At 71.5% G+C, this 24,756-nt stretch carries 22 protein-coding genes, 3 tRNA genes and 1 pseudogene; 17 read left to right on the forward strand and 9 right to left on the reverse strand.

What is annotated here, in order from left to right:
* Positions 1-25: 25 nt before the first annotated feature.
* Together ACFSKW_RS10945 and ACFSKW_RS10950 are read right to left on the reverse strand one after the other, a co-directional pair.
* Positions 26-1,015, reverse strand: a complete 990-nt coding sequence (locus ACFSKW_RS10945) for a phosphotransferase enzyme family protein (protein WP_379571852.1) — start codon at positions 1,013-1,015, stop codon at positions 26-28.
* Positions 1,016-1,048: 33 nt separating this feature from the next.
* A complete protein-coding gene (locus ACFSKW_RS10950) occupies positions 1,049-2,218 on the reverse strand; it encodes an MFS transporter (RefSeq protein ID WP_379571854.1) in 1,170 nt (389 codons plus the stop codon).
* Between the two features lie 23 nt (positions 2,219-2,241).
* Here ACFSKW_RS10950 and ACFSKW_RS10955 point away from each other — a divergent pair, with 23 nt between their 5' ends.
* The 3 genes from ACFSKW_RS10955 to mihF all read left to right on the forward strand — a co-directional run bounded on the left by ACFSKW_RS10955 (position 2,242) and on the right by mihF (position 4,293).
* Positions 2,242-3,405 (forward strand): ROK family protein, encoded by a 1,164-nt coding sequence (locus ACFSKW_RS10955; protein ID WP_379571856.1) that lies wholly within the window; start codon positions 2,242-2,244, stop codon positions 3,403-3,405.
* A gap of 54 nt (positions 3,406-3,459) precedes the next feature.
* Positions 3,460-3,882, forward strand: coding sequence for a GlcG/HbpS family heme-binding protein (locus tag ACFSKW_RS10960; RefSeq protein WP_358131934.1), 423 nt, complete (start codon positions 3,460-3,462; stop codon positions 3,880-3,882).
* Positions 3,883-3,984: 102 nt separating this feature from the next.
* Positions 3,985-4,293: an integration host factor, actinobacterial type gene (gene mihF, locus ACFSKW_RS10965; protein ID WP_183659676.1), complete on the forward strand. Its 309-nt coding sequence runs from the start codon at positions 3,985-3,987 to the stop codon at positions 4,291-4,293.
* 211 nt (positions 4,294-4,504) lie between these two features.
* On the opposite strand, the gene ACFSKW_RS10970 is transcribed toward mihF, so the two are convergent.
* Together ACFSKW_RS10970 and ACFSKW_RS10975 are read right to left on the reverse strand one after the other, a co-directional pair.
* Positions 4,505-5,152: a response regulator gene (locus tag ACFSKW_RS10970; protein ID WP_379571858.1), complete on the reverse strand. Its 648-nt coding sequence runs from the start codon at positions 5,150-5,152 to the stop codon at positions 4,505-4,507.
* Entirely contained in the window at positions 5,143-6,390 is a 1,248-nt protein-coding gene (locus tag ACFSKW_RS10975) for a sensor histidine kinase (protein WP_379571860.1), read from the reverse strand. Before ACFSKW_RS10975 ends, ACFSKW_RS10970 begins: the two co-directional genes overlap by 10 nt.
* Before the next feature lie 181 nt (positions 6,391-6,571).
* Here ACFSKW_RS10975 and ACFSKW_RS10980 point away from each other — a divergent pair, with 181 nt between their 5' ends.
* The 3 genes from ACFSKW_RS10980 to ACFSKW_RS10990 all read left to right on the forward strand — a co-directional run bounded on the left by ACFSKW_RS10980 (position 6,572) and on the right by ACFSKW_RS10990 (position 11,739).
* Entirely contained in the window at positions 6,572-7,813 is a 1,242-nt protein-coding gene (locus tag ACFSKW_RS10980) for an acyltransferase family protein (protein WP_379571862.1), read from the forward strand.
* A 174-nt stretch (positions 7,814-7,987) separates the two neighbouring features.
* Positions 7,988-10,492: a DEAD/DEAH box helicase gene (locus ACFSKW_RS10985; protein ID WP_379571864.1), complete on the forward strand. Its 2,505-nt coding sequence runs from the start codon at positions 7,988-7,990 to the stop codon at positions 10,490-10,492.
* Positions 10,493-10,593: 101 nt separating this feature from the next.
* Entirely contained in the window at positions 10,594-11,739 is a 1,146-nt protein-coding gene (locus ACFSKW_RS10990) for an ROK family protein (protein ID WP_379571866.1), read from the forward strand.
* 208 nt (positions 11,740-11,947) lie between these two features.
* On the opposite strand, the gene ACFSKW_RS10995 is transcribed toward ACFSKW_RS10990, so the two are convergent.
* Positions 11,948-12,547 (reverse strand): hypothetical protein, encoded by a 600-nt coding sequence (locus ACFSKW_RS10995; protein WP_379571868.1) that lies wholly within the window; start codon positions 12,545-12,547, stop codon positions 11,948-11,950.
* Positions 12,548-12,595: 48 nt separating this feature from the next.
* Here ACFSKW_RS10995 and ACFSKW_RS11000 point away from each other — a divergent pair, with 48 nt between their 5' ends.
* Positions 12,596-13,090, forward strand: a complete 495-nt coding sequence (locus tag ACFSKW_RS11000; RefSeq protein WP_379571870.1) for a DUF2087 domain-containing protein — start codon at positions 12,596-12,598, stop codon at positions 13,088-13,090.
* A 58-nt stretch (positions 13,091-13,148) separates the two neighbouring features.
* On the opposite strand, the gene ACFSKW_RS11005 is transcribed toward ACFSKW_RS11000, so the two are convergent.
* The 3 genes from ACFSKW_RS11005 to dusB form a co-directional block, all read right to left on the reverse strand.
* The gene (locus ACFSKW_RS11005) at positions 13,149-14,114 is read right to left on the reverse strand and encodes a TAXI family TRAP transporter solute-binding subunit (protein ID WP_379571872.1); all 966 of its coding nucleotides are present in this window, start codon (positions 14,112-14,114) and stop codon (positions 13,149-13,151) included.
* Positions 14,111-15,997 (reverse strand): TRAP transporter permease, encoded by a 1,887-nt coding sequence (locus ACFSKW_RS11010; RefSeq protein ID WP_379571874.1) that lies wholly within the window; start codon positions 15,995-15,997, stop codon positions 14,111-14,113. The genes ACFSKW_RS11005 and ACFSKW_RS11010 overlap by 4 nt, the downstream gene beginning before the upstream one ends.
* A 69-nt stretch (positions 15,998-16,066) precedes the next feature.
* Positions 16,067-17,176: a tRNA dihydrouridine synthase DusB gene (gene dusB / locus ACFSKW_RS11015; RefSeq protein ID WP_379571876.1), complete on the reverse strand. Its 1,110-nt coding sequence runs from the start codon at positions 17,174-17,176 to the stop codon at positions 16,067-16,069.
* A 134-nt stretch (positions 17,177-17,310) separates the two neighbouring features.
* Here dusB and ACFSKW_RS11020 point away from each other — a divergent pair, with 134 nt between their 5' ends.
* The 8 genes and pseudogenes from ACFSKW_RS11020 to ACFSKW_RS11055 all read left to right on the forward strand — a co-directional run bounded on the left by ACFSKW_RS11020 (position 17,311) and on the right by ACFSKW_RS11055 (position 22,016).
* Positions 17,311-17,964, forward strand: a complete 654-nt coding sequence (locus ACFSKW_RS11020) for an ACT domain-containing protein (RefSeq protein ID WP_379571878.1) — start codon at positions 17,311-17,313, stop codon at positions 17,962-17,964.
* Positions 17,965-18,020: 56 nt separating this feature from the next.
* Positions 18,021-18,092: transfer RNA gene (locus ACFSKW_RS11025), tRNA-Gly, on the forward strand.
* A gap of 29 nt (positions 18,093-18,121) precedes the next feature.
* Positions 18,122-18,192 (forward strand) — tRNA-Cys (locus tag ACFSKW_RS11030).
* A 1-nt stretch (position 18,193) separates the two neighbouring features.
* Positions 18,194-18,268 (forward strand) — tRNA-Val (locus ACFSKW_RS11035).
* A 111-nt stretch (positions 18,269-18,379) separates the two neighbouring features.
* Positions 18,380-19,576, forward strand: coding sequence for a cytochrome P450 (locus tag ACFSKW_RS11040; protein ID WP_379571880.1), 1,197 nt, complete (start codon positions 18,380-18,382; stop codon positions 19,574-19,576).
* A gap of 34 nt (positions 19,577-19,610) precedes the next feature.
* Positions 19,611-21,014, forward strand: a complete 1,404-nt coding sequence (locus ACFSKW_RS11045) for a dihydrolipoyl dehydrogenase family protein (protein WP_379571882.1) — start codon at positions 19,611-19,613, stop codon at positions 21,012-21,014.
* 192 nt (positions 21,015-21,206) lie between these two features.
* Positions 21,207-21,713: pseudogene (locus tag ACFSKW_RS11050) on the forward strand (O-acetyl-ADP-ribose deacetylase); the annotation flags it as partial.
* 66 nt (positions 21,714-21,779) lie between these two features.
* The gene (locus tag ACFSKW_RS11055) at positions 21,780-22,016 is read left to right on the forward strand and encodes a DUF6508 domain-containing protein (RefSeq protein ID WP_379572105.1); all 237 of its coding nucleotides are present in this window, start codon (positions 21,780-21,782) and stop codon (positions 22,014-22,016) included.
* Positions 22,017-22,226: 210 nt separating this feature from the next.
* Here ACFSKW_RS11055 and ACFSKW_RS11060 read toward each other — a convergent pair whose 3' ends face one another.
* Complete coding sequence (locus tag ACFSKW_RS11060; protein WP_379571884.1) at positions 22,227-22,475, reverse strand: hypothetical protein; 249 nt, start codon at positions 22,473-22,475, stop codon at positions 22,227-22,229.
* A 141-nt stretch (positions 22,476-22,616) separates the two neighbouring features.
* On the opposite strand from ACFSKW_RS11060, the gene ACFSKW_RS11065 reads away from it, so the two are divergent.
* Both ACFSKW_RS11065 and ACFSKW_RS11070 read left to right on the forward strand, forming a co-directional pair.
* Positions 22,617-23,381 carry a VOC family protein gene (locus tag ACFSKW_RS11065; protein WP_379571886.1) on the forward strand — a complete coding sequence of 255 codons (765 nt, stop codon included), beginning with the start codon at positions 22,617-22,619 and terminating at the stop codon, positions 23,379-23,381.
* Positions 23,382-23,668: 287 nt separating this feature from the next.
* Positions 23,669-24,637 carry an alpha/beta hydrolase gene (locus tag ACFSKW_RS11070; RefSeq protein WP_379571888.1) on the forward strand — a complete coding sequence of 323 codons (969 nt, stop codon included), beginning with the start codon at positions 23,669-23,671 and terminating at the stop codon, positions 24,635-24,637.
* The last annotated feature ends 119 nt before the right edge of the window (positions 24,638-24,756 follow it).

A 24,756-nucleotide genomic window follows, 5' to 3' on the forward strand; every position in this document is an offset into this window, starting at 1 on the left:
CGCGGGGCCCGTCGCCCGCGCGGCGTCAGACCGAGCCGAGGTAGCGGTCGGCGAGGTCGCAGGCGCCGCGGGTGTAGCCCTCGCCGAGCTCCCTGGCGATGTCCACCCCCTGGTGCGACCCGATCCACGCCACCAGCAGCAGCCTTCTGAACAGGATGAACGTCCAGATCTCGCGCTCGTCCTCCGCTGTGAAGGGCTCCTCGCTGCGGTAGCCGTCCAGCCAGGCGTCGATGAGCTCGGGCACCACCGGCTCGTGCTCGATGAAGCTGAGCGCGGCGGCCAGGTCGTAGACGTGCCACCCGAACCCGCAGTCGTCGAAGTCGATGACGCTGGGTTCGGGTCCGCCGTCGTCGAGGAGGTTGGCCAGGCGCATGTCTGCGTGGATCAGCCCGAACCGCTCGGGTGAGCGGCCGTAGCGCGCGATGCGCTCGCGCAGCCGGTCCTCCAGGCGCCGCAGGACGGCGTGCGCCTCGCCGTCGACGCCGACGCCGTCCCGCCACCGTCCCCATCTGGCCTCCGCGCCGAAGGCGGCGTCCCAGTCCCAGGCGAACCTGGTGAACCCCTCGGGCCGCCGCCACCGTACGGCGTGCCTGTGCATGCGCGCGGTCACGGCGCCGAGCTGCTTGAACCCGTCGACCAGGCGGTCCTCTCGCGGCTCGGCGCCGGGCAGGAACGCGAACATCACGACGTTCCTGCCGCCTGCCCCGACCACCTTCGCGCCGTCGGCCGCCTCGATCACGGCAGGCGTGCGGACGCCTTCCTCCCTCCTGAGGGCCTCCAGCCAGTCCAGCTCCGAGCCGATGGCCGCCGCCGAGTGGTAGCCGAGCCTGTGCACCCGCAGGATCGACCGGCCGCCCGTCTCGGGGTCGTCGACGCGGAAGGTGGCGTTCTCCGAGACGTTGATCAGCGTCGCGGTGGCCGCGGGTGACACGTCGTAGCGCTCCAGCGCCGCCCGCGCCACCGCGCCGACGCGTTCGAGCACGCCGTCACCGGCGGAGAGATCGTGTAGCTCCACCGTGCCATTGTCCAGGCAGCCGTGGGTGGCCGGTCAGCGGCCTGCGGGCACGGGCTCGGGGGCCGCGCTGATCGCGCGGATCGCCGGGGCGCCGGCGAGGCCGACCACCGCGGCCAGCACGGTGGGGATGATCAGCGCGACGGGCAGCGACGACCTCTCCGTCACGAAGCCCAGGACCGCGGGCCCGACGAGCAGCCCCGAGTAGCCGAAAGCGGTCACCAGCGACAGCGCCCGCCCGACCGCCCCTCCGGCCGCGCCCACGGCGCTGAAGACGACGGGCACCACGGTGGCCAGGCCGATGCCGGCGAGCGCCCAGCCCGCCCACGCGCCGACGACGGTGGGCACGAACAGCACCAGCAGGTACCCGGCCGTGGCGAACACGCCGGCGAGCTGGATCGTGCGCACGGGCCCGAACCTGGCCCTGATCGGGTCTCCGAGCAGCCTGACCGAGGTCATCGCGATGGAGAACACGGTGTAGGCAAGGGGCGCGGCGGCGGGATCGGTGTCGAGCACCAGACGCGCGTGCAGCGCGGCCCAGTCGATGGCCGCGCCCTCGCTCAGGTGCCCGGCGAAGGCGACCAGACCGAGCAGCGCCACCAGCCCCCAGCGCATCGCGCCCATGCCGCCCCCCTGCTCGGCCGGCTCTGTCGCGGGCCGCCCAGGCAGCAGCAGGCGGGCGGCGGGAAGATACAGGAAGGGCACGACGACGGCGGCGCCGACCAGCAGCGCCTGCCCGTCCACGCCGAGCTTGAGCCCGATGGCGGTGAGCGCGCCGCCGGTCGCGCCGCCCAGGCTCCACGTGCCGTGGAAGGCGGAGATGATCGGCCGGCCGTAGGCGTGCTCGACCTCGACCGAGTGGACGTTCATCGCCACCTCGATCACGCCGAGGCCCAGTCCGAGCACGACCGCCGTGACCATCAGCACCGGGTAGGACGGCGCCAGCGCGGGGCCGAGCAGCACCACGGCCGACAGCGGTCCCGCGAACCAGCACACGGTCCTGCTGGTCAGCCGGTCCACGATCCTGCCCGCCGCCAGCATCGAGGCCAGCGCGCCCAACGACACCAGCAACAGGGCGAAGCCGAGCCGCTCCGGCCCGAGGGCGAGCCGTTCGTTCAGGGCGGGCAGGCCCGCCGCCCACATGCCCATGACAAGGCCGCAGAGGAAGAAGAAGCCGAACACACCGATACGAGCTCTTTTGTTCACGGCTAGAGCATAAACTGTGTTCCATGGATGTGGGAGACCTGCGCGTGCACAACCGCCTCGGACTGCTGCGCGCGGTGCACGACGGCGCGGCCAGCCGTACGCGATCGCAGCTGACGCGCGACCTGGAGCTGGCCCGCGGAACGGCTTCGGTGCTGGTGGCCGGGCTGGTCGAGGAGGAGCTGCTCCAGGAGGCCCCGCCGAAGGAGCACGCCAGGGGCCGCCCCACGCAATTGCCGGGACCGCACCCCAACGGGCCGCTGGCCCTGGCCGCCGACCTGCGCGAGGACACCTGGACGATCGCGGCGTGCGAGCTGGGCGGCGGCTCGACCGTGCTCGCCACGCGAGAGCACGACGGCACACCCTCCGGCGCGCTGCGGTCACTGGGCGCGGCACTGCGCGAACGGCTCGGACCCAGGGTGGTGGGCGTGGGAGTGTCGGCCGCGGGTCCCGTGCGCGCGGACGGCCTGCTCGACATCTCCCACCTGGACTGGGTCGACGTCGACGTGGCCGCGGCGCTCGCGCTCGGCGAGGTGCCGCTGCGGGTCGGCAACGACGCCAGGCTCGCGGGCCTCGCCGAGGCCCGTCGCGGTCACCTGCGCGGCGTGCACGTGGGCCTGCACGTCCACGTCGACTTCGACCCCGGCGGCGCTCTGCTGATCGAGGGCCGCCCGCTGGCGGGATCGGGCGGTACGGCGGGCGAGTTCGGGCACATGCCGCTGACCGGCGGCGACGACCCGTGCCCCTGCGGTGCCCGCGGCTGCCTCAGCCTGGCGGTGGGCCGCAACGCCCTGCTCAGGCACCTGGGTCTCGAGGCGGGCCGGGGCAGGGGCAGGGAACAGGCCGAAGGCATCGTCGCCGCGGCCGCCGCGGGCGATCCGGCCGCGGCGGCGGCGATCGAGGCGAACGCCAGGGCTCTCGGCAAGGGCGTCGGCGCGCTCGTCAACGCCCTCGACCCCGCCGCGGTCACCGTGTCGGGCCTCGGCGTCGCGCTCGTGGGCGAGACGTTGCGGCGCTCCTGCGACGAGGCGCTCATGGAGATGCGCAGGCGGCAGCCGGCGCCGATCCTGCCCTCCGCGCTGGGCGACCGTGGCCCCCTCATCGGGGCGATGGAGTCGGTGTTTGACGCCTTCCTGACCCGCGAGGGGCTCGAATTCTGGCGTGCGACACGCCCGAAACGCGAAATGTGACAGAAACCACGATGATCTTGCAACCAGGACGCACGGGACGATACCCATGTGTTCATGAAATTTCGGGACACGGTGGGGTTGGAGATCGCGTTACGGATGTGCGAGGCGGCGATCAGACAGGCGTCGAGGGAGGGCGCGCTGGTGTCCGTCGCCGTCGTCGACGCGGGCGGCCATCTGGTGAGCTTCCAGCGCATGGAAGGAGCCGAGATCGCCGGTCCAGTCCTGGCTCCCGGCAAGGCCTACACCTCGGTGGCCAACCGGATCTCGACCGCCGACCTGGCGCCGCTGACCGCTCCTGGAGGCGAGTTGTACGGCCTCGCGGGTGACCGGTTCGTGTGCTTCGGAGGTGGCATCCCCTTGTGGGCGGACTACGGTGAAGGAGAACGCGTGGTCGGCGGTGTGGGGGTCAGCGGAGGCACCGTCGCGCAGGACGTGGCGTGCGCCGAGGCGGCCGCTTCGGTCTGGCGCACCGGCTGAGCGGCGGCTTTCCGCAACAAGAGCCGCTGGCATCCGCCATGATTAGCCGCGACACCACGGGTAACAAAGTCCCGAAGCATTACTCCCCGAGGAGAGATCGAGATGGCACTTCCCACTCTTACCCCGGAGCAGCGCAAGGCGGCGCTGGAGAAGGCCGCGGAGGCCCGCGCCGCCCGCACCGCTCTGCTCGCGAAGGTCAAGGCCGGTGAGCTGACCTTCGCCGACCTGCTGGAGCGCGACGACGACATCGCCAAGAAGATCAAGGTCTCCCAGGCGCTGCGCGCCGTCAAGGGCGTCGGGCCCGCCAAGGCCACCGCGCTCATGGAGGAGGCCGGCGTCGACGAGAAGCGTCGTCTCGGCGGCCTGGGCGCCCAGCAGCGGAAGAAGCTCGTGGACGCGCTCGGGGCCTGAGTCCCCTCGCGGCCGGTCCACCAGGACCGGCCGCGCGCCTCAGCCCCGAGACACGCGGGCACGGCCACACGCCGCGGCTCCCCAGCCCCCGAGACACACGGGCACGGCCACACGCTGCGGCTCCCCAGCCCCCGAGACACACGGGCGCGGCCACGCGCCCGCGGCTCCTCAGCCTCCGAGACACGCGGGCACGCCCACGCGCTCAGACTTCTCAGCCCCTGAGATACGCCAGGACGGCCAGCACCCTGCGATGCTGGTCGCTGTCGTCGGCGTAGAGGCCGAGCTTGGAGAAGATGCTCCTGATGTGCTTCTCCACGGCGCCGTCGCTGATCACCAGGTCCCTGCCGATGGCGGGATTCGACTTTCCCTCCGCCATCAGACCGAGCACCTCCCGCTCGCGCGGGGTCAGCTGGGCCAGTGGATCGTCCCTGCGCCTGCGCACCATCAGCTGGGCCACCACCTGCGGATCGAAGACAGTGCCGCCCGAGGCGACGCGCCGCAGCCCCTCCATGAACTCGTCGACGTCCACGACCCTGTCCTTCAGCAGGTAGCCGACCGCGCCACGGGCGTCGGCCAGCAGGTCGTCGGCGTAGGAGACCTCGACGTACTGCGACAGGATCAGCACGGGCGCCCCCGGTACCAGCGTGCGCGCCCGCACCGCCGCGCGCAGCCCCTCGTCGGTGAAGGACGGCGGCATGCGCACGTCGACCACCGACACGTCCGGCTTGAACGAGGCCACGGCTTCGACGAGCGCCTCACCGTCGCCGACCGCCGCCACCACCTCGCAGCCGAACTCCTCCAGCAGCCTGATCAGGCCCTCCCTGATCAGAACCGCGTCATCGGCCACGACTACCCGCACGGCACCTCCGCCACGATCACTGTCGGCCCGCCCACAGGGGAGCTCACGACCAGCTCGCCGTCGACCGCGCGCAGCCGGTCGGCCAGCCCTGCCAGACCGTGTCCCTTGGCGACGTGTGCGCCGCCGACCCCATCATCCCCGATCGTCAGCATCAGCGTGTTCCCGGTACGGCTGAGCTGGACCGAACAGGTCGTGGCGCGGCTGTGCTTGGCGATGTTGGTCAGCGACTCGGCGACCACGTAGTAGACCGTGTTCTCCACCGCGGCGACGTAACGCTCGGCGGTCTGCACGTCGAGGTCGACGGGCACCGTACACCTGCCGGCCAGGGCGGCGAGCGCGGGCGCGAGGCCCCTGTCGGCCAGGATCGGCGGCGCGATGCCGCGCGAGAGCGCGCGCAGCTCGTCCAGCGTCTCCCGGGTGGCCGTGATGGCCTCGGCGATCGTCGCGTGCGCGGCCTGCGGGTCCTTCTTCAGCTGGCGCTGGGCCCTGGACAGCTCCATCGCCAGCGACACCAGGCGCTGCTGCGGGCCGTCGTGGATGTCGCGCTCCAGCCTGCGCAGCGCGTCGGCCTCGGCCGACACCGCCGCCGCCCGGCCCTGGGCCAGGTCGTCGATGCGCTCGTGCAGCTCGGCGACGCTCGTCAGCAGCGCCCTGCCGAGCCCCGCGCGCAGCAGCGCCGCCCCCCTGACCATGAACGGCATGACGAACGCGCCCAGCAGGCCGACGCCGCCGTAGAAGGCCGAGTTGACCAGGTAGCCCTCACCGAGCCCGAGCAGTTCGGGAAGCTCCATGTTGCCGGGGATGCGCGAGGTGATCCAGCCGTAGAGCGGGTAGGACAGGCCCAAGATCGGGATCGCCCAGAACACCACCGTCACCACGAACGTGACGATGGCGATGGGGAAGTTGATGATGCCGTGCATCAGGTCGAGCCACGACTGCCCGGACGTCAGCGGGTTCACGATGCGACGGAAACGGCCCGCCGTCGCGGGCGCCTCCTTGTAACGCGGCCTGATGGCGGGGCGGCGGAGCACGTCGGACAGCCAGCCGCGCTCCACGTCGGCGAAACCCCTGGCGACCAGCAGCGTGCCGCAGAGGATCGGGACGCCGATCCATACGACCACCGTGCCGAGCCCCGCCGCGAACCCGGCGATGAGCAGGATGAAGGCGATCACGGCGGTCGGGAAGCCGACCAGGAGGTAACGACTGTCCAGCAGGACTCGTCTCATCAGGGAGCGCATGACATCACGCTACGAGTCTCGCAGGTCCTGCTTCGCCCCTGCGGGCAGGCGTCAAGGGGTAGGGCCAGCCCTACCATCCGGGGTAGTGCGATCTTGACCGTAAGACGGCGGACCGCGTCACTGCGCCGGACGGGCCCGGACGGAAGCCTTGAGTCACCACCTTCCGAATCGAGGCTCCCCCATGACCGTCCTGCTCGAACGCCCAGCCGTACGCGCCACGACCAGGGACTCCTTCATCGACGTCCTGCGGCTCGCGGGGATGGCCCTGGTCGTGCTCCAGCACTGGACGATCCCTGTGCTGGGCTACGACGGCGTCCGCCTGACGACGGGCAACGCGCTGTCCACCCCGGGAGTGTGGGTGGTCACCTGGATCAGCCAGGTCATGCCGCTGGTGTTCTTCGCGGGCGGCGCGGCCAACGCGATCAGCTTCCGCCGCGCTCCCGGCACGGCGCCCGCGTGGCTGGCCGTACGGCTGCGGCGCCTGGCCTGGCCGGTGCTGCCGCTGGCGGCGGTGTGGATCCCCTTCCCGCACGTCCTGGCGACGTTCGGGGTGCCGGAGCAGCCGCTGGAGGTGGGGTCCCGGCTGACGGGGCAGCTGCTGTGGTTCCTGGTCGTCTACCTGATCGCCGTCACCGCGACGCCGCTGATGCTCAGGATGCACGCCAGGCACGGATGGCGGGCGCCCGCCGTCCTGGTCGCGGGCGCGGTGGCCACCGACCTGGTCAGGTTCACCTCCGGCCCCGACCTGATCGGCTACCTCAACATCGGCTTCGTGTGGCTGGCCGTCCACCAGCTGGGCTTCTTCTACGTCGACCGCAGGCTGGGCCGTCCCGGGCTGCTGGCGATGGCCGGGTACGGCGCCGCCGCGTTGCTGGTGGCCTTCGGCCCTTACCCCGGCAGCATGATCGGGCTGCCCGGCGCGGAGATGTCGAACATGGCGCCGCCCACGCTGGCCATGCTGGGGGTGGGGATCGGTCAGATCGGCCTGGTCACGCTGCTGCGGCCGTGGATCATGCGGCTGCGCACCGAACGGCTGGTGGCGTGGGCGGGTCCCCGGATGATGACGGTGTACCTGTGGCACATGCCCGCGCTGTTCGCGATGAGCGGCGTCGTGGTCGTCGGGCTCGGGCTCGACACCCCCGCGCCGGGGAGCCTCGGCTGGCTGGTGGGATGGCCGGTGTGGTTCGGGACGCTCTGCCTGCTCATCTGGCCGCTGCTGCGGGCGTTCGCCCGGTTCGAGGAGCCGCCGGCGCTGCCGTACGGCGTGGCCACGTGGAGCGGCTCGCTGGTGTCGGCGGCCCTGGTCGGCGGCGGGCTGCTGGGACTGACCGCCTTCGGGTTCGCCCCGGGAGGCGCGCCCGTCCTGTCGACGCTCGCGATCGCCGCCGGCCTGCTCCTCACCGCACCCCGCGCGCGCCTCTGACCGGACGAGCCGCCGCCGGGCACCATCCTCACCACCTCCCGTGCGCGGTTCTGACCGGACGAGCCACACCCGCCCTCTCCCCGCCCGCCACCGCCGCCGGGCACCAACCTCACCGCCTCCCGTGCGCGGTTCTGACCGGATCTCGTTAACCGGTTGGGCCATGTCCTTGGCAAGATGGAGAGGGTGAGCCTCATAGACCGCCTTCCCGAAGAGATCGACGCCGATCCCGATGCCATCTTCGACGCGTTCGTCGCGTGGAACTCCGAACGGGGGCTCACCCTCTACCCGGCGCAGGAGGAGGCGCTGATCGAGGTCGTCTCGGGAAACAACCTGATCCTCGCCACACCGACAGGGTCGGGCAAGAGCCTGGTCGCGGCGGGAGCCCACTTCACGGCTCTGACCCGCGACCAGCGCACGTTCTACACCGCGCCGATCAAGGCGCTGGTCTCGGAGAAGTTCTTCGACCTGGTCGCGCTGTTCGGCACCGAGAACGTCGGCATGATGACAGGCGACGCCAGCGTCAACCCCGGGGCGCCGATCATCTGCTGCACCGCGGAGATCCTCGCCAACGTGGCGCTGCGTGACGGCGCCGCGGCCGACATCGGCCAGGTCGTCATGGACGAGTTCCACTTCTACGCCGAGCCCGACCGCGGCTGGGCATGGCAGGTGCCGCTGCTGGAGCTGCCGAACGTGCAGTTCGTGCTGATGTCGGCGACGCTCGGCGACGTCGCCCTGTTCCAGGAGGACCTCACCAGGCGCACGGGCAGGGAGACCTCGGTCGTCAAGCACGCCGAGCGCCCCGTCCCGCTGGTCTACTCCTACCGGATGACCCCGCTGCACGAGACGCTCGAGGAGATGCTCAGCACAGGCCAGGCGCCTGTGTACGTGGTCCACTTCACGCAGGCGGCGGCGATGGAGCGCGCGCAGTCCCTCATGTCCATCAACATGGCGACGAAGGCCGAGAAGGAAGCCATCGCCGCGATGATCGGAAACTTCCGCTTCACGACGCGGTTCGGCCGGGCCCTCTCCCGTCTGGTACGGCACGGCATCGGCGTCCACCACGCGGGCATGCTGCCGAAGTACCGGCGGCTGGTGGAGCGGCTGGCCCAGGCGGGCCTGCTGAAGGTCATCTGCGGCACCGACACGCTCGGCGTCGGGGTCAACGTCCCGATCAGGACCGTGCTGTTCACCGCGCTGTCGAAGTACGACGGCAACAAGGTGCGCCGCCTGCGCGCCCGCGAGTTCCACCAGATCGCCGGCCGGGCTGGCCGCGCGGGCTTCGACACGATCGGCTACGTCGCCTGCCAGGCCCCCGAGCACGACATCGAGAACGCCAAGGCGCTGGCCAAGATCGGCGATGATCCCAAGCGCCGCCGCGGCTATGCCCGCAAGAAGCCGCCGGAGGGGTTCGTCGGCTGGAGCGAGGAGACCTTCGAGAAGCTGCAGACGGCCGAGCCTGAGCCGCTGGCCTCACGCTTCAAGGTCAGCAACGCCATGCTCCTCGCCGTCATCAACCGGCCGGGCGACTGTTTCGCCGCCATGAAGCACCTGCTCACCGACAACCACGAGGACCGCAAGTGGCAGCGGCGGCACATCAGCCAGGCGATCGCGATCTACCGCTCGCTGCTGGCGGGCGGCGTGGTGGAGAAGCTGAGCGAGCCCGACGACCAGGGCAGGAAGGCCCGGCTGACCATCGACCTGCAGGAGGACTTCGCGCTCAACCAGGCGCTGTCCACCTTCGCGCTGGCCGCCTTCGACCTGCTGGACGTGGAATCGCCCAGCTACGCGCTCGACATGGTCTCGATCGTGGAGTCCATCCTCGACGACCCCCGCCAGGTGCTGTCGGCCCAGCTGAAGAAGGCCCGCGGCGAGGCCGTGGCGCAGATGAAGGCCGACGGGGTCGAGTACGAGGAGCGCATGGAGCAGCTGCAGGAGATCATGTATCCGATGCCGCTGGAGACGCTGCTGCTCGGCGCTTACGAGACCTACCGGCGCGGCCACCCGTGGGTCGCCGACTACAACGTGAGCCCGAAGTCCGTCGTGCGCGACATGTACGAGCGGGCGATGACGTTCACCGAGTACATCCAGTTCTACGAGCTGTCCAGGTCGGAGGGGGCGGTCCTGCGCTATCTGGCCGACGCGTACAGGACGCTGAGCCGGACGATCCCCGAGCACCTCAAGACCGACGATCTCGTCGACCTCATCGAGTGGCTCGGCGAGCTGGTGCGCCAGGTCGACTCCTCGCTGATCGACGAGTGGGAGAAGCTGAGCAACCCGGAGACGGCGCTGGAGCAGGAGCAGGAGCTGGAGCGCAAGGTCAGGCCCGTCACCGGTAACCCGCGCGCGTTCAGGGTCCTGGTCAGGAACGCGATGTTCCGCCTGGTCGAGCTGTGCGCGCTGGAGAAGGAGGACGAGCTGGAGGAGCTGGCGCCCGACGTCGACTGGGGCGCGGCGCTCGACGCCTACTACGACGAGCACGAGGAGATCTTCACCGACGCCGACGCTCGCGGGCCTGGCCTGCTGCGCATCGCGGAGGAGAAGGAGCTCTGGAAGGTGCGGCAGGTCATCAAGGATCCGGCGGGTGACGGGGACTGGGGCATCGACGCCCAGGTGGATCTGGCCGCCTCCGACGAGGAGGGCCGCGCCGTTCTCCACGTCCTCGGCCTGAACCGCCTGTGACCCTCGTCGGCGGCCGCGACCCCCGCCCACGGGCGCGGGCGGCCGCGTCCGCCGCCGCCTGGGCGGCCGCGGATCGATCGACGGAGCGGGAGAGGACGGTCATGACGTCGGGCAGCCCGCGCGTGCTGCGGACGCTCAACGAGCGCGCCGCCCTCGAGCTCCTGCTCGGTGAGGGCCCGTTGACCAGGGGCGAGCTGGAGTCCAGGACCGGGCTGTCGAAGGCCGCCGCCGCCGAGGTGCTGCGCCGGCTGGAGGGGGCGGGTCTGGTGCGCAAAGGCGGCCGCAAACCCGGCAGCGCGGGCCCCGCCGCGCAGATGTGGGCGTTGGAGGGGTCCGCGGCGCACGTGGCAGGCGTCGACGTCACCTCCTGCGGTCTCGACGTGGCGGTGGCCGATCTCGAGGGCCATCTGGTCGCCGAGCACACGACCGCGATCCCGGCCGAGGCCGACCCCGTCGCCACGCTCGCCAGGGCGCTCAGGCAGACGGCGGCCGGCGCGGGGCTGGCGGCGGCCGATCTCGAGCAGATCGTGATCGGCATGCCCGGCATCGTCGACGGCGGCGGCGACCGCCTCGACGTCGCCGCACGGGAGCCCGCGCCGCGCGGGGTGCACGATCTCGGCCCGCTGCGCGACCTGCTGGGCAACCCCCGCGTCCGCATGGAGAATGACGTCAACCTGGTCGCTCTGGAGGAGCAGGCCGCGGGCGCGGCCCAAGGCAGGGACACCTTCGCCCTGCTCTGGCTCGGTCAGGGCCTCGGCTCGGGCGTCGTGCTGAACGGCAGGCTCTGGCGCGGCGCCTCGGGCCGCGGCGGCGAGGTCGGCTCGATCCTCACTCCCGGCGGCCGCCCTCTCGGCACGCTCCTGAACGCGGCCGCGGTGAGCGAGCTGACCCGCGTCCACGGCACGCGGGTGGAAGGCGGGAGCGCCGTCGAGATCGCGGCCCGTGCGCTGGCCGGGGGGAACGCCGCGCTCCTCGGCGAGCTCGCCGCCCGCCTGGCGGCGGCCGTCACCGGCCTCGTCGGCGTCCTCGATCCTGGCCTGGTGGTCCTCGGCGGCCCGCTGCTCCGGGCGGGAGGGATCGAGCTCCACCGGCTCGTGGCCGACCGGCTCACGCGGTGCGAGGCTCCCGTCGAGCTGGTGCCGAGCGCCGTCACGGGCAACGCCGTCCGAGCGGGCGCGGTGGAGTTCGCCCTCTCCCTCGCCCGCGACCGCGTCTTCCACGCGGGTACGGCGGGCCGCCTGCCCTGAACGCGTCCGGGCGCGGCGCCGGTGGCGAGGCCACATCCGCCGGCGCCGGATCGATCATCGACGGCGTGACAGCAGCGGATGGGCACGCGGAAACAGCTGAACGTGTGCCGGAACGGACTGGCAAGGGCGCCCCGGCACACGTCTCCCCCCAAGGATCCCTGTCACGACACTGCGATCGTGTCATGATCTTGTCTCAAGCTCGTGACAATCAGCAGGACGCGATCGCGCAGATCTTCCCGAGCATCGTCGTCGCGTCCCTGGTCTGTGCCGTGAAGTCCGCCTTCGCCGGCTTGCCCCACTCACCCGCCTGCGAGTACAGGATCAGGGCGTTGCCCTTGCGCGAGACGATCGCGCGCTCTCCGCCGATCGCCGGCTTGCGCCCCGCGTAGTTCTGCCCTGTCACGGCCAGCGCCTCGTCACCGAGTGTGACCGGCTTGGCCGAGTACCTGTACGCGAACCCCCCGGTCTTCGCCGAGGCGCAGGTCCGCAGCGCCGCCTTGAGCTCGGCCAGCGCCTGGGTCGCCTGGTCCCCGCTCGAGTAGAGGATCACCTGCTCGGACTTCTGGAAGTCGGGGACCGAGGTGTAGACGATCGTGCGGGCCGCGACGCGTCCCGCCGAGGCGAGCGCGTTCTTGTCGCACGGGTTCACCGTCAGCCTGGCCGTGATCCGCCTGTTGACGGCCCAGTTCGTCTCGGGGTTGTCGTCCTTCTTGGCCGCGGCCCTCTCCCAGAGGAGGAACCCCTTGGGGATGGTGTCGGCGGGCGCGGCGGCTAACGCGAGGGCGCCGGCGAGCAGGAGGTTGGTCATCACGCTGGATCAGACGCTCGAGGTGATCCAATGGTTCAAAATAGCCGCATGAGCGACGAAGAGATCCGGCGAGTCCTCGGGCTCCTCCACCAGGACACGACGTTGCGCGCCTTCGCCGCCCTGGTGCTGGGCGAGCGGCCGGAGGCGGGCGAGGACGTCCTCGAACGGCTGGAGCGGGGCGGCCTGGCCGTACGGAGGCAGGACGGGACCTGGGCCGCGCGGCCCGAGCGGTTCCGCGAGCTGTTGAAGGCGGCGGCCCCGCCGCCGCGGGCGTTGACGCAGGAGGAGCGGGTCCTGCAGGCCTTCCTGGTGGACGGGCGGCTGAAGGAGATCCCCGCCAAGCACGAGAAGCGGCTGGTGGTGCTGCACCACATCGCCAGGCTGTTCGAGCCTGGCGTCCGCTACTCCGAGAAGGACGTGAACGTGGTGCTGCGCGCCTTCCACCACGATTTCTCGGCGCTGCGGCGCTACCTGGTCGAGGCGGACCTGCTGAGCAGGGAGGCCAACGTCTACTGGCGCAGCGGCGGGCAGGTCGACCTGTGACAGGGGCGGCGGCCGGATCGCGCGGTGGCCGATCCGGCCCTGCCCACCCCTGAGGGGCCTACGACCCGAAGTACTTCTTCGCCCCGTCGTGCAGCAGGACGGGCTCGGTCTTCACGGCCGTCTCCTTGGTGATCTCCGTGGCCGCCTTCGAGACCGCGACCAGGTCGGCGTGGTGATCGAAGATCAGTTTCGTGATGCTCTCGGCCAGGGCGGGATCCATCTTCTCGTTGACCACCAGCAGGTTGGGCACCACGACCGTGGCCACGTCGGCGGGCGCCTGGTAGACGTCCTTGCCGATGCTGCCCGCCGAGTAGACCTGCCCGTGCTCGGCCTGCAGCTTGGGCAGCACGTCGTCCAGCGGCACGAAGACCGCCTTCTCCTTCATGGTCGTCGTCAGGTCGGTGATGCCGGGCGTGGGCAGGCCGCCGGACCAGATCAGCGCGTCGAGCCCGCCCGTCTTCAGGGCGTCGACGCTCTCGGGCAGGCCGAGCGCCTGGCGGGTGACGTCCTTGTCGGGGTCGAGACCCGCCGCCTTGAGCAGGCGCAGCGAGATCACCTCGGTGCCCGAGTTGGGTGAGCCGGTGGAGACCCGCTTGCCCTTGAGGTCGGCGATGCTCTTCACCCCCGATTCGGCGGAGGCCACGACCTGGGTGTAGTTGTTGTAGAGGCGGGCCAGCGCCCTGATCGGCTGCGCGGAGGAGAAGGCGCCCTTGCCCTGCACCGCGTCGGCCGCGGAGTCGGCGAGGGTGAAGCCCAGGTCGGAGTCGCCCTTGACCACGCGCTGGATGTTCTCCACCGACGCGCCGGTCGCCTCGGCCGTGGCCTCGTAGCCGGGCAGGTTCTTGCTGATGAGGTCGGCCAGGCCGCCGCCCATGATGTAGTAGACGCCGGTGGTGTTGCCTGTCGCGATCGACAGCCGCTTCCCGCCGCCCCCTGTCTGCTCCGCTCGTTCGGCGCCCCTGTCACCTCCGCAGCCGGCCACGGCCACGACCACCGCCAGGAACACCACGGACAACAACCTCATGTGCGTCTCCTCACTAGGTGTACGGCGAGCGCCAGCAGAACGAGACCTGCGCCGATCGCGATCGGCACGGGCGACAGCACCAGGAGCAGCAGTGCCGCCGCCCCGCACAGGACCCGCTCGACGGGACCCGCAAGACCGCCCGTGGCCACCGCGAGCGCCACGACCGCCAACGCCGACGCGGCGAACGTCCAGGCGATCTGCCACGGACTCCCCTGCCCCAGAAGCGCGCCTCCAGCCGGGGTCAGCACGAACGCGAACGGTACGAGGAAGGCCGGCAGGGAGTACTTCCACGTGGCCATCATGGTGCGGTAGGCGTTGCCCCCTGTGATCGCCGAGGCGGCGAAGGCCGACAGCGCGGTCGGCGGGCTCACCTCCGACAGCACCGCGTAGTAGAAGATGAACATGTAGGCCTCGGGGGAGCTCACGCCGAGCTTGGTCAGCGCGGGCCCGATGATGACGGCCGCGATCACGAACGACGCCGTCACCGGGACGGCCAGGCCGAGCAGCAGCACCGCCACCGCGCACAGCACGGCCGTGGCGATCAGGTTGCCGCCCGACAGGCCCACGATGAGCGAGCTGACCTTCAGCCCGAGCCCGGTCAGCGTGACGACCGCGACGATCGTGCCGGCCGCCGCGCAGGTGGCCGCGACGGGCAGCACGCCCTTGACCCCCGCCGCCAGCGCCTCGGCCGCTCTGCGCGGGGTGAGCTTGTGCTCGGGGTCGAGGAACGACAGCGCGAACGCCAGCAGCGTCGCGTAGACCACGGCGCGGAACGGCGACTGGCCGAGCGCCATCAGAATGATGATCACGAACAGGGAGCTGAAGTGGTAGCCGTACCGTCTGACCAGGGGCCACAACCTGGGCGCGTCGACGGCGACGGCCCGCGTGCCGTACTTCCTGGCGTCCATCTCGATCGCCAGGAAGATGCCCAGGTAGTAGAGGACGGTCGGGATGGTGGCGTAGAGCAGCACCTGGAGGTAGCTGACCCTCAGGTACTCGGCGATGATGAAGGCCGCCGCGCCCAGCGTGGGCGGCGACAGGATCGCGCCGATGCCGGAGGCGGCCAGCACGCCTCCGGCCTGCTCCCTCGGGTAGCCGGCGCGCTTGAGTATCGGCCAGGCGACGCTGCCGACGCTGACCGTGGTCGCCACACCGGAGCCGCTGACCGTGCCGAGCAGGAAGCCCGCCATGGTCACCGTACGGCCGGGAGCCGAGCGTGACCTGCGGAAGGCGGCCAGCGAGACGTCGACGAAGAACTTGCCCGCGCCCGAGTGGTCGAGGACCGCGCCGTAGATCGTGAACAGGATGATGTAGGTGGCGGCCACGTCGAGCGGCACGCCGTAGATGCCCTCGGTGCCCATCGTGAAGGCGACGACGACGCGGTCGATGTCGTAGCCCCTGTGCCCGATCGACCAGCCGATCGGGATCCAGCCTCCCCAGTAGGCGTAGGCGATGAAGATCAGGCAGACCGCGGGCAGGATCCAGCCGACGGTCCTGCGCGCCGCCTCGAGCACCAGCACCGTGATCGCCAGGCCGGCGAGGACGTCGAGCGTCGTCGGGTCGAACGCACGCCTGATGAACTCGTCGAACACCACCAGCGGGTAGAGGCAGGCCACCAGCGCGAGCGCCGCGAGCACCCAGTCGAGGATCGAGGGCCGCTCCTTGTCGCGGCCGAAGCAGATGAACGCCAGCGGCAGCACGACCGCGAGGAATCCGATCCGGTACGGCTGGACCGCGCCGGGGAAGAAGGTCCACCACAGCACGTAGAGCGCGAGCCCGAGCGCGATGATCGTCACAAGCGCCGAGACACGACCGCTCAGCTTGCGGACGGGCCGCTCGGCGTCGAATTCGGCGATCAGGTCCTCGGCTGCAGAGGCGCTCACGCTGGGCACGTTACCCACGCGCACCGACCAAAAGTCAAGAGATCTTTGACGGCGATCTCGCCCGGGCGGTCAGCCGCCTGAGATGTCGGACTCCGCGTCCTGCGGCACCACGCAGTCGTAGGGGTCGTCGAGCCAGCCGTCGGGCAGGTGAACCCGGTCGCGCTCGCCCGACTTGCCGCGCGGGGTGTCGGTGTTGGGCGGCCACGGCTGGTCGCGCTCGAGCCTGGCCAGGCTCGAGCTGAGCCCGTCGAGCGACTCGGCCGTGGCGAGTTCGCGCCGCAGGTCAGCGCCGACGGTGAAGCCCTTGAGGTACCAGCCGACGTGCTTGCGGAAGTCGGCGATCGCGTAGCGCTCGATGTCGAAGCACTCGGTGAGGCCCTCGGCGTGCCTGGCCATGGTGTCCGCGACCTCTCCGAGGGTCGGCCTGGCCCGTTCGGCGCTGCCGTCGAAGGCGTTCTCCAGGTCCTTGAACAGCCAGGGACGGCCGAGGCAGCCGCGCCCCACGACGACCCCGTCGCAGCCGGTCTCGGCCACCATGCGCACAGCGTCGTCGGCGCTCCAGATGTCGCCGTTGCCGAGCACGGGGATGTCGGTGACGGCCTCCTTCAGCCGCCTGATCGCCTCCCAGTCGGCGACGCCGCCGTAGTGCTGCCTCGCCGTGCGGCCGTGCAGCGCGATGGCGGCCACGCCCTCCTCCACCGCGATCCTGCCCGCGTCGAGGTAGGTGAGGTGGTCGTCGTCGATGCCCTTGCGCATCTTCATCGTCACGGGCAGCGCGCCCGCGTTGCCCACCGCGGCGCGCAGGATCCGCCGCAGCAGGTTCCTCTTGTACGGCAGCGCCGACCCGCCACCCCTGCGCGTCACCTTGGGCACCGGGCAGCCGAAGTTGAGGTCGACGTGGTCGGCCAGGTCCTCCTCGGCGATCATCTTCACGGCCCTGCCGACGATCTCGGGGTCGACGCCGTAGAGCTGGATGCTCCTCGGCCGCTCGGAGTCGGCGAACCTGATCATCCGCATGGTCTTGGGGTTGCGCTCCACCAGTGCCCTGGTGGTGATCATCTCGCACACGAACAGCCCCGCCCCCTGCTCCCGGCAGAGCACCCTGAACGGAGCGTTGGTGATCCCCGCCATCGGTGCGAGCACCACCGGCGGCCACACCTCGAGCGGCCCGATCTTCATGGCGGAACGCCACCCTCGCTTCCTGCGAATGCGTCGACGGTCGGTTTGTTAAGTTCTAGCGCACCAGGACCCGTGAGCGTTATTCGCGGATAGGGTGTGACAGGGGATCGACCTGCGACATCGGGAGGCCATGGATGCTTCTGCGACTGCGCATCGCGCTGCCCGACAGGCCAGGCGCCCTCGGCCAGGTCACCCGCGCGCTCGGTGCGGCAGGAGCCGACATCACCCAGGTCACCGTGCTGGAGCGGGGCGCGGGAAGGGCGCTGGACGACTTCACGCTCTTCTGTCCCGACAGCACCTCGAAGGAGACGCTCGCCAAGAGCCTGGCGAGCGTGCAGGGTGTCACCGTGGAAGGGGTCTGGACCACGCGGGAGGCCCCCGGCACCTACCCTGAGCTCGAGATTCTCAAGTACATCACCACGGCGGGCGACAGGGCGCTGTCCACGCTGATCGACTCCATGCCGGTGCTGTTCAGCGCCGACTGGGCGGCCGCCGGCACCGACAGGGACCCGCGCTCCCTCGTCTACGCCAGCTGGCGCGCGCCCGAGCATGTCCCGCTGCCCGAGGCCACCCCGCCCAGGCCGGTCGCCTCCACTCTCGAATCGGGCGTGCACATCATCGCCGCCCCCCTGCCGCCGCTGGCGCTCACGCTGATCCTCGCCCGCTCCGACGGGCCCGCCTTCCACCGGATCGAGGTTCACCGGCTGACCAGGATTCTGGAGATCTTCCTGACCCTGCCGTCGACCGAGCGAAGCGTGGCCAGGCAGCTACGCAGGAACGATGGATGACGCATGTGCTCGGAAACTCCGCTAGAGTTTCCTTGTCGCCGCGAACGAGCGGCAACGCGGAAGTGGCTCAGTGGTAGAGCATCACCTTGCCAAGGTGAGGGTCGCGGGTTCGAATCCCGTCTTCCGCTCGGAGAGGCCATCGCTGAGGGCCTCCCTCGGTGGAGTGGCCGAGAGGCGAGGCAGCGGCCTGCAAAGCCGTCCACACGGGTTCAAATCCCGTCTCCACCTCGGACGATTAGCTCAGCGGGAGAGCGCTTCCCTGACACGGAAGAGGTCACTGGTTCAATCCCAGTATCGTCCACCAGCACGCCCCAGGCCCTCGGGCCTGGGGTTTCGTGTTTGCTGACACCGTGACGGCATAGCCGGGCGCCCTCAGATCTTGTCCTGCCCGCGGCCACCCGCGACCATGGGGCGGGTGAGCGCTGAGGCCTTCCACCGCGATCCGTATCCCGTCTACGCCGAGGCCCGCAAAACCCGCGGCCTGACCTTCCTGCCCGAGCTCGGCGCGTGGCTGGTCAGCAGGCGGGACGACGTGCGCGAGGTGCTGAGCAGGCCCGAGCACTTCTCCTCCGCTCGCGCGCTGAAGCCCGACTACCTCCCCGGTCGCGCCGCGCTCTCAGAGCTGGTCAAGGGGCTCGGCGGCGTCCAGGCGGTGCTCACCGCCGACGGCGAGGCGCACCGCCGCCTGCGCAGGCCGCTCACCAGGGGTTTGTCTCCCACCAGGGTGGCCGCCGCCCTCCCGTTCGTCACCGAGCGCGCCGAGGCGCTCATCGACGCGTTCGCGGGCGACGGCCAGGTCGAGTGGATGGCAGCCTATGCCAGGCCGCTGCCCGCCGACGTGATCGGGCACCTGCTCGGCCTCGACCCCTCCGACGTCCCTGGCGCGATCGGCGGCGCGCAGCGGGCCGAGAGCCTGCTGTTCTCCGAGCTGACGGAGGCCGAGCAGGTGAAGGCTGCACAGGAGATCGTGGCCCTGCAGCATCTGCTCGACGGCTACGCTCGCGCCCGCAGGGAGGACCCGCGCGACGACCTGATCACCGAGATGGTCAGGGACCTGGCGCCCGGGTCCGGCGAGCTGACACTCGACCAGCGCAAGGAGATCGTCTCCAACCTGCAGAACCTGCTGCTGGCCGGGCATCTGACCGCGACCGCGCTGCTCGGCACGCTGGTGCTCAACCTGCTGCGCGACCGCCGTCAGTGGGAGCTGCTGTGCGAGCGGCCCGAACTGGTCCCCGCGGCGATCGACGAGGCGCTCAGGTTCGAGGCGCCCGTCCAGGGCTTCCGCCGCACGGTCACCGGCAAGGTGACGCTGAGCGGCACCCGGCTGGACGAGGACGACGTGCTCTTCGTCTCCTTCGCCTCGGCGGGCCGGGACGCCGACGCCAACGCGCGCCCCGACGAGTTCGACATCACCAGGCCCGCGTCCAGGCAGCTGTCGTTCGGGCACGGGCCGCACGGCTGCCCTGGCTCGCAGCTGGCGAAGGAGCAGGCGCAGATCACCTTGCGCACTTTGATGCGCGAACTGCCCGGCCTGCGCCTGGCCGACGAGGACGTGCGCATGTCGCCCACCCTCATCCACCGCTCCCCCGAGGCCGTCCACCTCACCTGGTGACGGCCCCGTTTCGCGCAGGCCGTACGGTCGGAACATGACGATGCAGAGCACCGACGTGGACGTGGTCGTGATCGGCGCAGGTCCCGCGGGAGAGAACGTGGCGGGGCGGGTGGTGCGCGGCGGCCTGTCCTGCGCCGTCGTCGAGGACCACCTCACGGGGGGCGAATGCTCCTATTACGCATGCATTCCCAGCAAGTCACTGCTGCGGCCGATGGAGCTGGCAGCCGAGGTGTCGAGGGTGCCGGGGCTGGCGCTCGACGGGCCCATCGACGTCGCAGCGGTGCTGAACAGCAGGGACAAGGCGGTCGGCTACCTCGACGACAGCGGCCAGGCCGAATGGGTCACCAAGCTGCCTGCGACGCTCCTGCGCGGGAGGGGCCGCCTCGCGGGCGAGCGCCTGGTGGAGGTCAAGGACAAGGACGGAACGATCACCACGCTGCGCGCGAGGCACGCGGTGGTGCTGGCCACCGGCAGCGTCCCCGTCGTGCCGCCCATCCCGGGGCTGGCCGAGGCGCGGCCCTGGTTCAGCAGGGACGCCACCTCGGTCCGCGAGGTGCCCGCACGCCTGGTCGTCCTCGGCGGCGGCGTGGTGGCCTGCGAGATGGCCCAGGCGCTGCACGCCCTCGGCGCCGCCGAGACGACGCTGCTGGTGCGCGGCGGCGGGCTGCTCGGGCGGACCGAGCCGTTCGCCGGGCGGATGCTCGCCGACTCGATGCGCGAAGCGGGGATCGACGTGCGGTTCGGCGTCAAGGTCACCCGCATCGAGCGGGCCGCGGACGGCGGCCCCGTCACCGTCCACCTGGAGGACGGCGAGAGCATCGAGGCCGACGAACTGCTCGTGGCCACCGGCCGCAGACCCGCCGTCGACGACCTCGGGCTCGACGGGGAGGGCCCCGTCCAGGTGGACGACAGCATGCGGGTGCCTGGCTCCGACTGGCTGTACGCCGTGGGCGACGTCAACGGCCGCAACCTGCTCACGCACATGGGCAAGTACCAGGCCAGGGTGTGCGGCGACGTCATCGCCGCCCGCGCGCACGGCAGGCCCGACGACGCCACCGGATTGCGCGACCTGGCCGACGGCAAGGGCGCGCCCCAGGTGGTGTTCACCGACCCGCAGGTCTGCTCGGTCGGCCGTACCGAGCAGGCCGCCCGCGCCGACGGCTTCGACGTGCGCGTGGTCGAGTACGACATGGGCAGGGTCGCGGGCGCGTCCCTGCTGGGCGACGGCTACACGGGACGCGCCAAGATCGTCGTCGACGAGGAGCGCAAGGTGCTGCTCGGCGTCACGTTCGTGGGTCCCGCCGTGGCCGAGATGCTGCACGCGGCCACGGTCGCGGTCACGGCCGAGGTGCCGCTCGACATGCTGTGGCACGCCGTACCGTCGTTCCCGACGGTCAGCGAGGTGTGGCTGCGGCTGCTGGAGGAGTACGGTCTCTGACCCGCCCTCACGCCAGGCGGCCGATCTCCGCGGGGTCGGCCGCATCGACGTCCGGGTATCGACGTCCGGGTCGAGGGCCGCGAGGGGCACCCCGGTCTCGTAGTCGGCCCGCTCCTGGCACGCCCCCGCCGCGAGGCCGGTCAGCGGCGAGAACAGCCGGTCCGCCGCGATGTCGTTCTAGGCTTCTGTCACATGAGGGTCACCACGGTCGAGGGGGACATCACCGAGCAGCGTGTCGACGCCGTCGTCAACGCCGCCAACTCCTCCCTGATGGGCGGCGGCGGGGTCGACGGCGCGATCCACAGGCGCGGCGGTCCCGCCATCCTCGCGGACTGCCGCCGGTTGCGCGCCTCCAGGTACGGTCGCGGTCTGCCGACCGGTGAGGCCGTCGCCACCACGGCGGGCGAGCTCCCCGCGCGCTGGGTGATCCACACGGTCGGTCCCGTCTACTCCGCCGAGCAGGACCGCTCCGCGCTGCTGGCCTCCTGCTACCGCGAGTCGCTCAGGGTCGCCGACTCGCTCGGGGCGACGAGCGTGGCCTTCCCCGCCATCTCCGCGGGGATCTACGGCTGGCCGCTCGACTCCGCGGCCCGCATCGCCGCCTGCACCGTCAAAGCCGCGCACACGAGCGTGGAGGAGGTGCGGTTCGTCCTGTTCGGCCACGACGCGCACGCCGCCTTCGAGCAGGCCGTCGACGCCTCAGGGCCGACCAACCACGAGATCGTCGCCGCGCTGTCCGCCCAGCCCGCCGACCGCTGGCGCGAGGTGTTCGAGACCGGCGACGTCAAGCTGCTGTACGAGCTCGGCGTGGTGGTCGCCTTCGACTGGCCGCTCTGGCGGCGCACCACCACCGTCGAGGTGGCGGAGGCTCCGGTGAGCGACGCCGTACGGCTGGCCACGTCGATCGTCCGCGCCGAACGGTTCGGCGGGCCCGCCCCCGACCTGGACGAGCTGCGGCCGATCCTGGATCGGTTGCGCCGCTGGCACGAGACCGGACGCTGACGCCGCTCCCCGAGCGGTTGCGCCGTCGCCACCACATCGGACGCCGAGCCCGCCCGAGCGGTTGCGCCGTCGGAACCAGACGCCGACCTCGCCCGAGCGGTTGCGCCGTTGGAACGAGACGGGGTGCCGACCTCGATGCACCGCTGACACAAGAGGGGGCGCCGACGCCGGGCCGTGGGCTCGGCGTGGCCGGCCTTACGGACGGCGGGTCTAGGAGCCGAGGTCGCGGACCACGTTGTCGAGCCGGTGCGCGAGAGTCTCCAGTTGCTGCTCGGTGGGGTGCTCTCCGGGGACGAACTCTCGCAGGTCCGCCCGCCTGGCGATGACCAGGCCGCGGTGGGCCTCGTCGATCTGGTCGCCCGGCATCACCACGCAGTCGCCCCGCACGAACACCAGGGTCGCGTCGGGGTCCGCGGACTCCAGCAGCTGCCGGACGCATTCGGTGTCGATGAGCGGCATCGTCGGCCTCCCCGCTCCGTGGAACATGACCGCGATCACCTACCCGGTTTCGCACGGAAAACGCGCCCAACCGCGGCGCGCGAACCGCGCCGATCTCCGGCGTTCCCGGTTTTCGTCGGCGGACGGTGCCAAGCTGGCTCCATGCTCACCACTCAGTTCTTTCCAGGCGCGCCCAACTGGACAGACCTCGGCGTGCCCGACGTCCAGCAGGCCGCCGCCTTCTACCGTGGTGTCTTCGGCTGGTCCTTCCGGCCGGCGGGCCCCGACAGCGGCGGCTACGGCTTCCTGCAGCTGGACGGCAAGACGGTCGCGGCCCTGGGGCCGCTCATGGAAGAGGGGGCCGGCGCCGCCTGGACGACCTACTTCGCCACGCCCGACGCCGACGCCTCGGCCAAGCTCGTCGAGCAGCACGGCGGCACCGTCCGCGTGGAGCCGTCCGACGTCTTCACCGCCGGACGGATGGCCCACTTCACCGACCCCGCGGGCGCGCAGTTCGCCGTCTGGCAGGGCGGCGACATCCCGGGCCTCGATCTGGTCACCGACCAGGGCTCGCTCGGCTGGGTCGAGCTCCACGTGCCTGACCCCGCCGCGGTCCAGCCGTTCTACCAGGCCGTCTTCGGCTGGACGGTCGCGACCGTGCCGATGGGTCCCATGGACTACACCGTGGTCTCGACCGCGCAGGGTGACGATCCGAGCATCGGCGGCCTCGTCCCGCTGGCGGTCGGCGACAGTCCACACTGGATGCCGTACTTCGAGGTCGCCGACTGCGACGCCGCGGTGGCCCGAGCCCAGGAGCTCGGCGGCACCGTCGTCATGCCGGCCGAGTCGGTCGAGGGGGTGGGCCGCTTCGCGGCGCTCGACGACCCGTTCGGCGCCCGCTTCGCGGTGATCACCAGCGCCACCTGACACACCCGGCGGTGCGGGTCGCCGTGACCGCCCGCGCCAACCGACACACCCGGCGGTGCGGATCACCGTGACCACCCGCGCCAACCGACACACCCGGCGGTGCGGATCACCGTGACCACCCGCGCCACCGCGGCACCCGAGCTGGTCGGCGGTGCGGGTCGGCGGGGCGAGCGGCCCGCCATCCGGCGGCCAGATCGGCGCGCATCCCCGCCGTCTTGCGGTTGTGAGGGGTGTGCCCGCCACGCACCATCGAGATGCACGCCCCGTCAACCGGAAGGTGCCAGACGATGCCCCACCACCCCAACCTCGACCGCGAACTCGCCGCCGCGCTCGACCGGTTCGAGATGCCCTTTCCCGACCTGTCGACCCTCACCGCGGAGGACCTGCCCGAGATGCGGGCTCAGGCGGCCGCCATGTACGCGGCGACGGCGGTCGACGATCCGCTCGTCACGATCGAGGAACGGTGGGCGCAGGGCCCCGAGGGCGCTCCCGACGTGCGGCTGCGCGTCTACCGGTCCGCCGGGGCCGCCGACGGGCCGCTGCCGTGCCTCTACTGGATCCACGGCGGCGGAATGATCGTCGGTACGCCCGACGCCGACGACGCGCTCGTCGGGCGGTTCGTGAAGGAGGTCGGGTGCGTGGTGGTCTCGGTCGACTACCGCCTGGCGCCCGAGCACCCCGATCCCGCGCCGGTCGAAGACTGCTACGCGGGCCTGGCCTGGACCGCCAAGAACGCCGCCGAGCTGGGCATCGACCCGGCACGCGTGGCGGTGGGGGGAGCCAGCGCGGGCGGCGGACTCGCGGCCGGCACGGTGCTGCTGGCCAGGGACAGGGGCGGCCCCGCCGTCGCCTACCAGCTCCTTGTCTGCCCGATGCTCGACGACCGCGACAACACGCCGTCCACGCTGGAGTTCGAGTCCGCGGTGGTGTGGGCCAGGGCGGCCAACGTCTTCGGGTGGACGTCGCTGCTCGGCGACCGCAAAGGCACCGACGACGTCTCGCCGTACGCGGCTCCTGCCAGGGCCGAAGACCTCTCAGGATTGCCTCCCGCGTTCATCGACGTCGGCGAGCTCGAGGTTTTCCGCGACGAATGCCTCCTCTACGCGCAGCGGCTCTCGCAGGCGGGCGTGTCGACCGAGTTCCACCTGTACGCGGGCGCGTTCCACGGTTTCGACCTGATCATCCCCGACGCGGAGGTGAGCCGACAGGCGGGAGCCGCGCGCATCGTCGCCCTGCGGCGAGCCCTCCTGGCCTGATCGGCCGGCCGCCCTGGCGGAGCCCGCCGGTACCGGTAGCCCCGCCGCAAGGCTGTCGGCCGCACTTCAACCCGCAGGTCACGCCAGGCTCTCCGACCCCTCTGAACGCCAGCGTGCCA

It is taken from the genome of Nonomuraea mangrovi (genome assembly GCF_042681425.1).
Taxonomy (GTDB): Bacteria; Actinomycetota; Actinomycetes; order Streptosporangiales; family Streptosporangiaceae; genus Nonomuraea; species Nonomuraea mangrovi.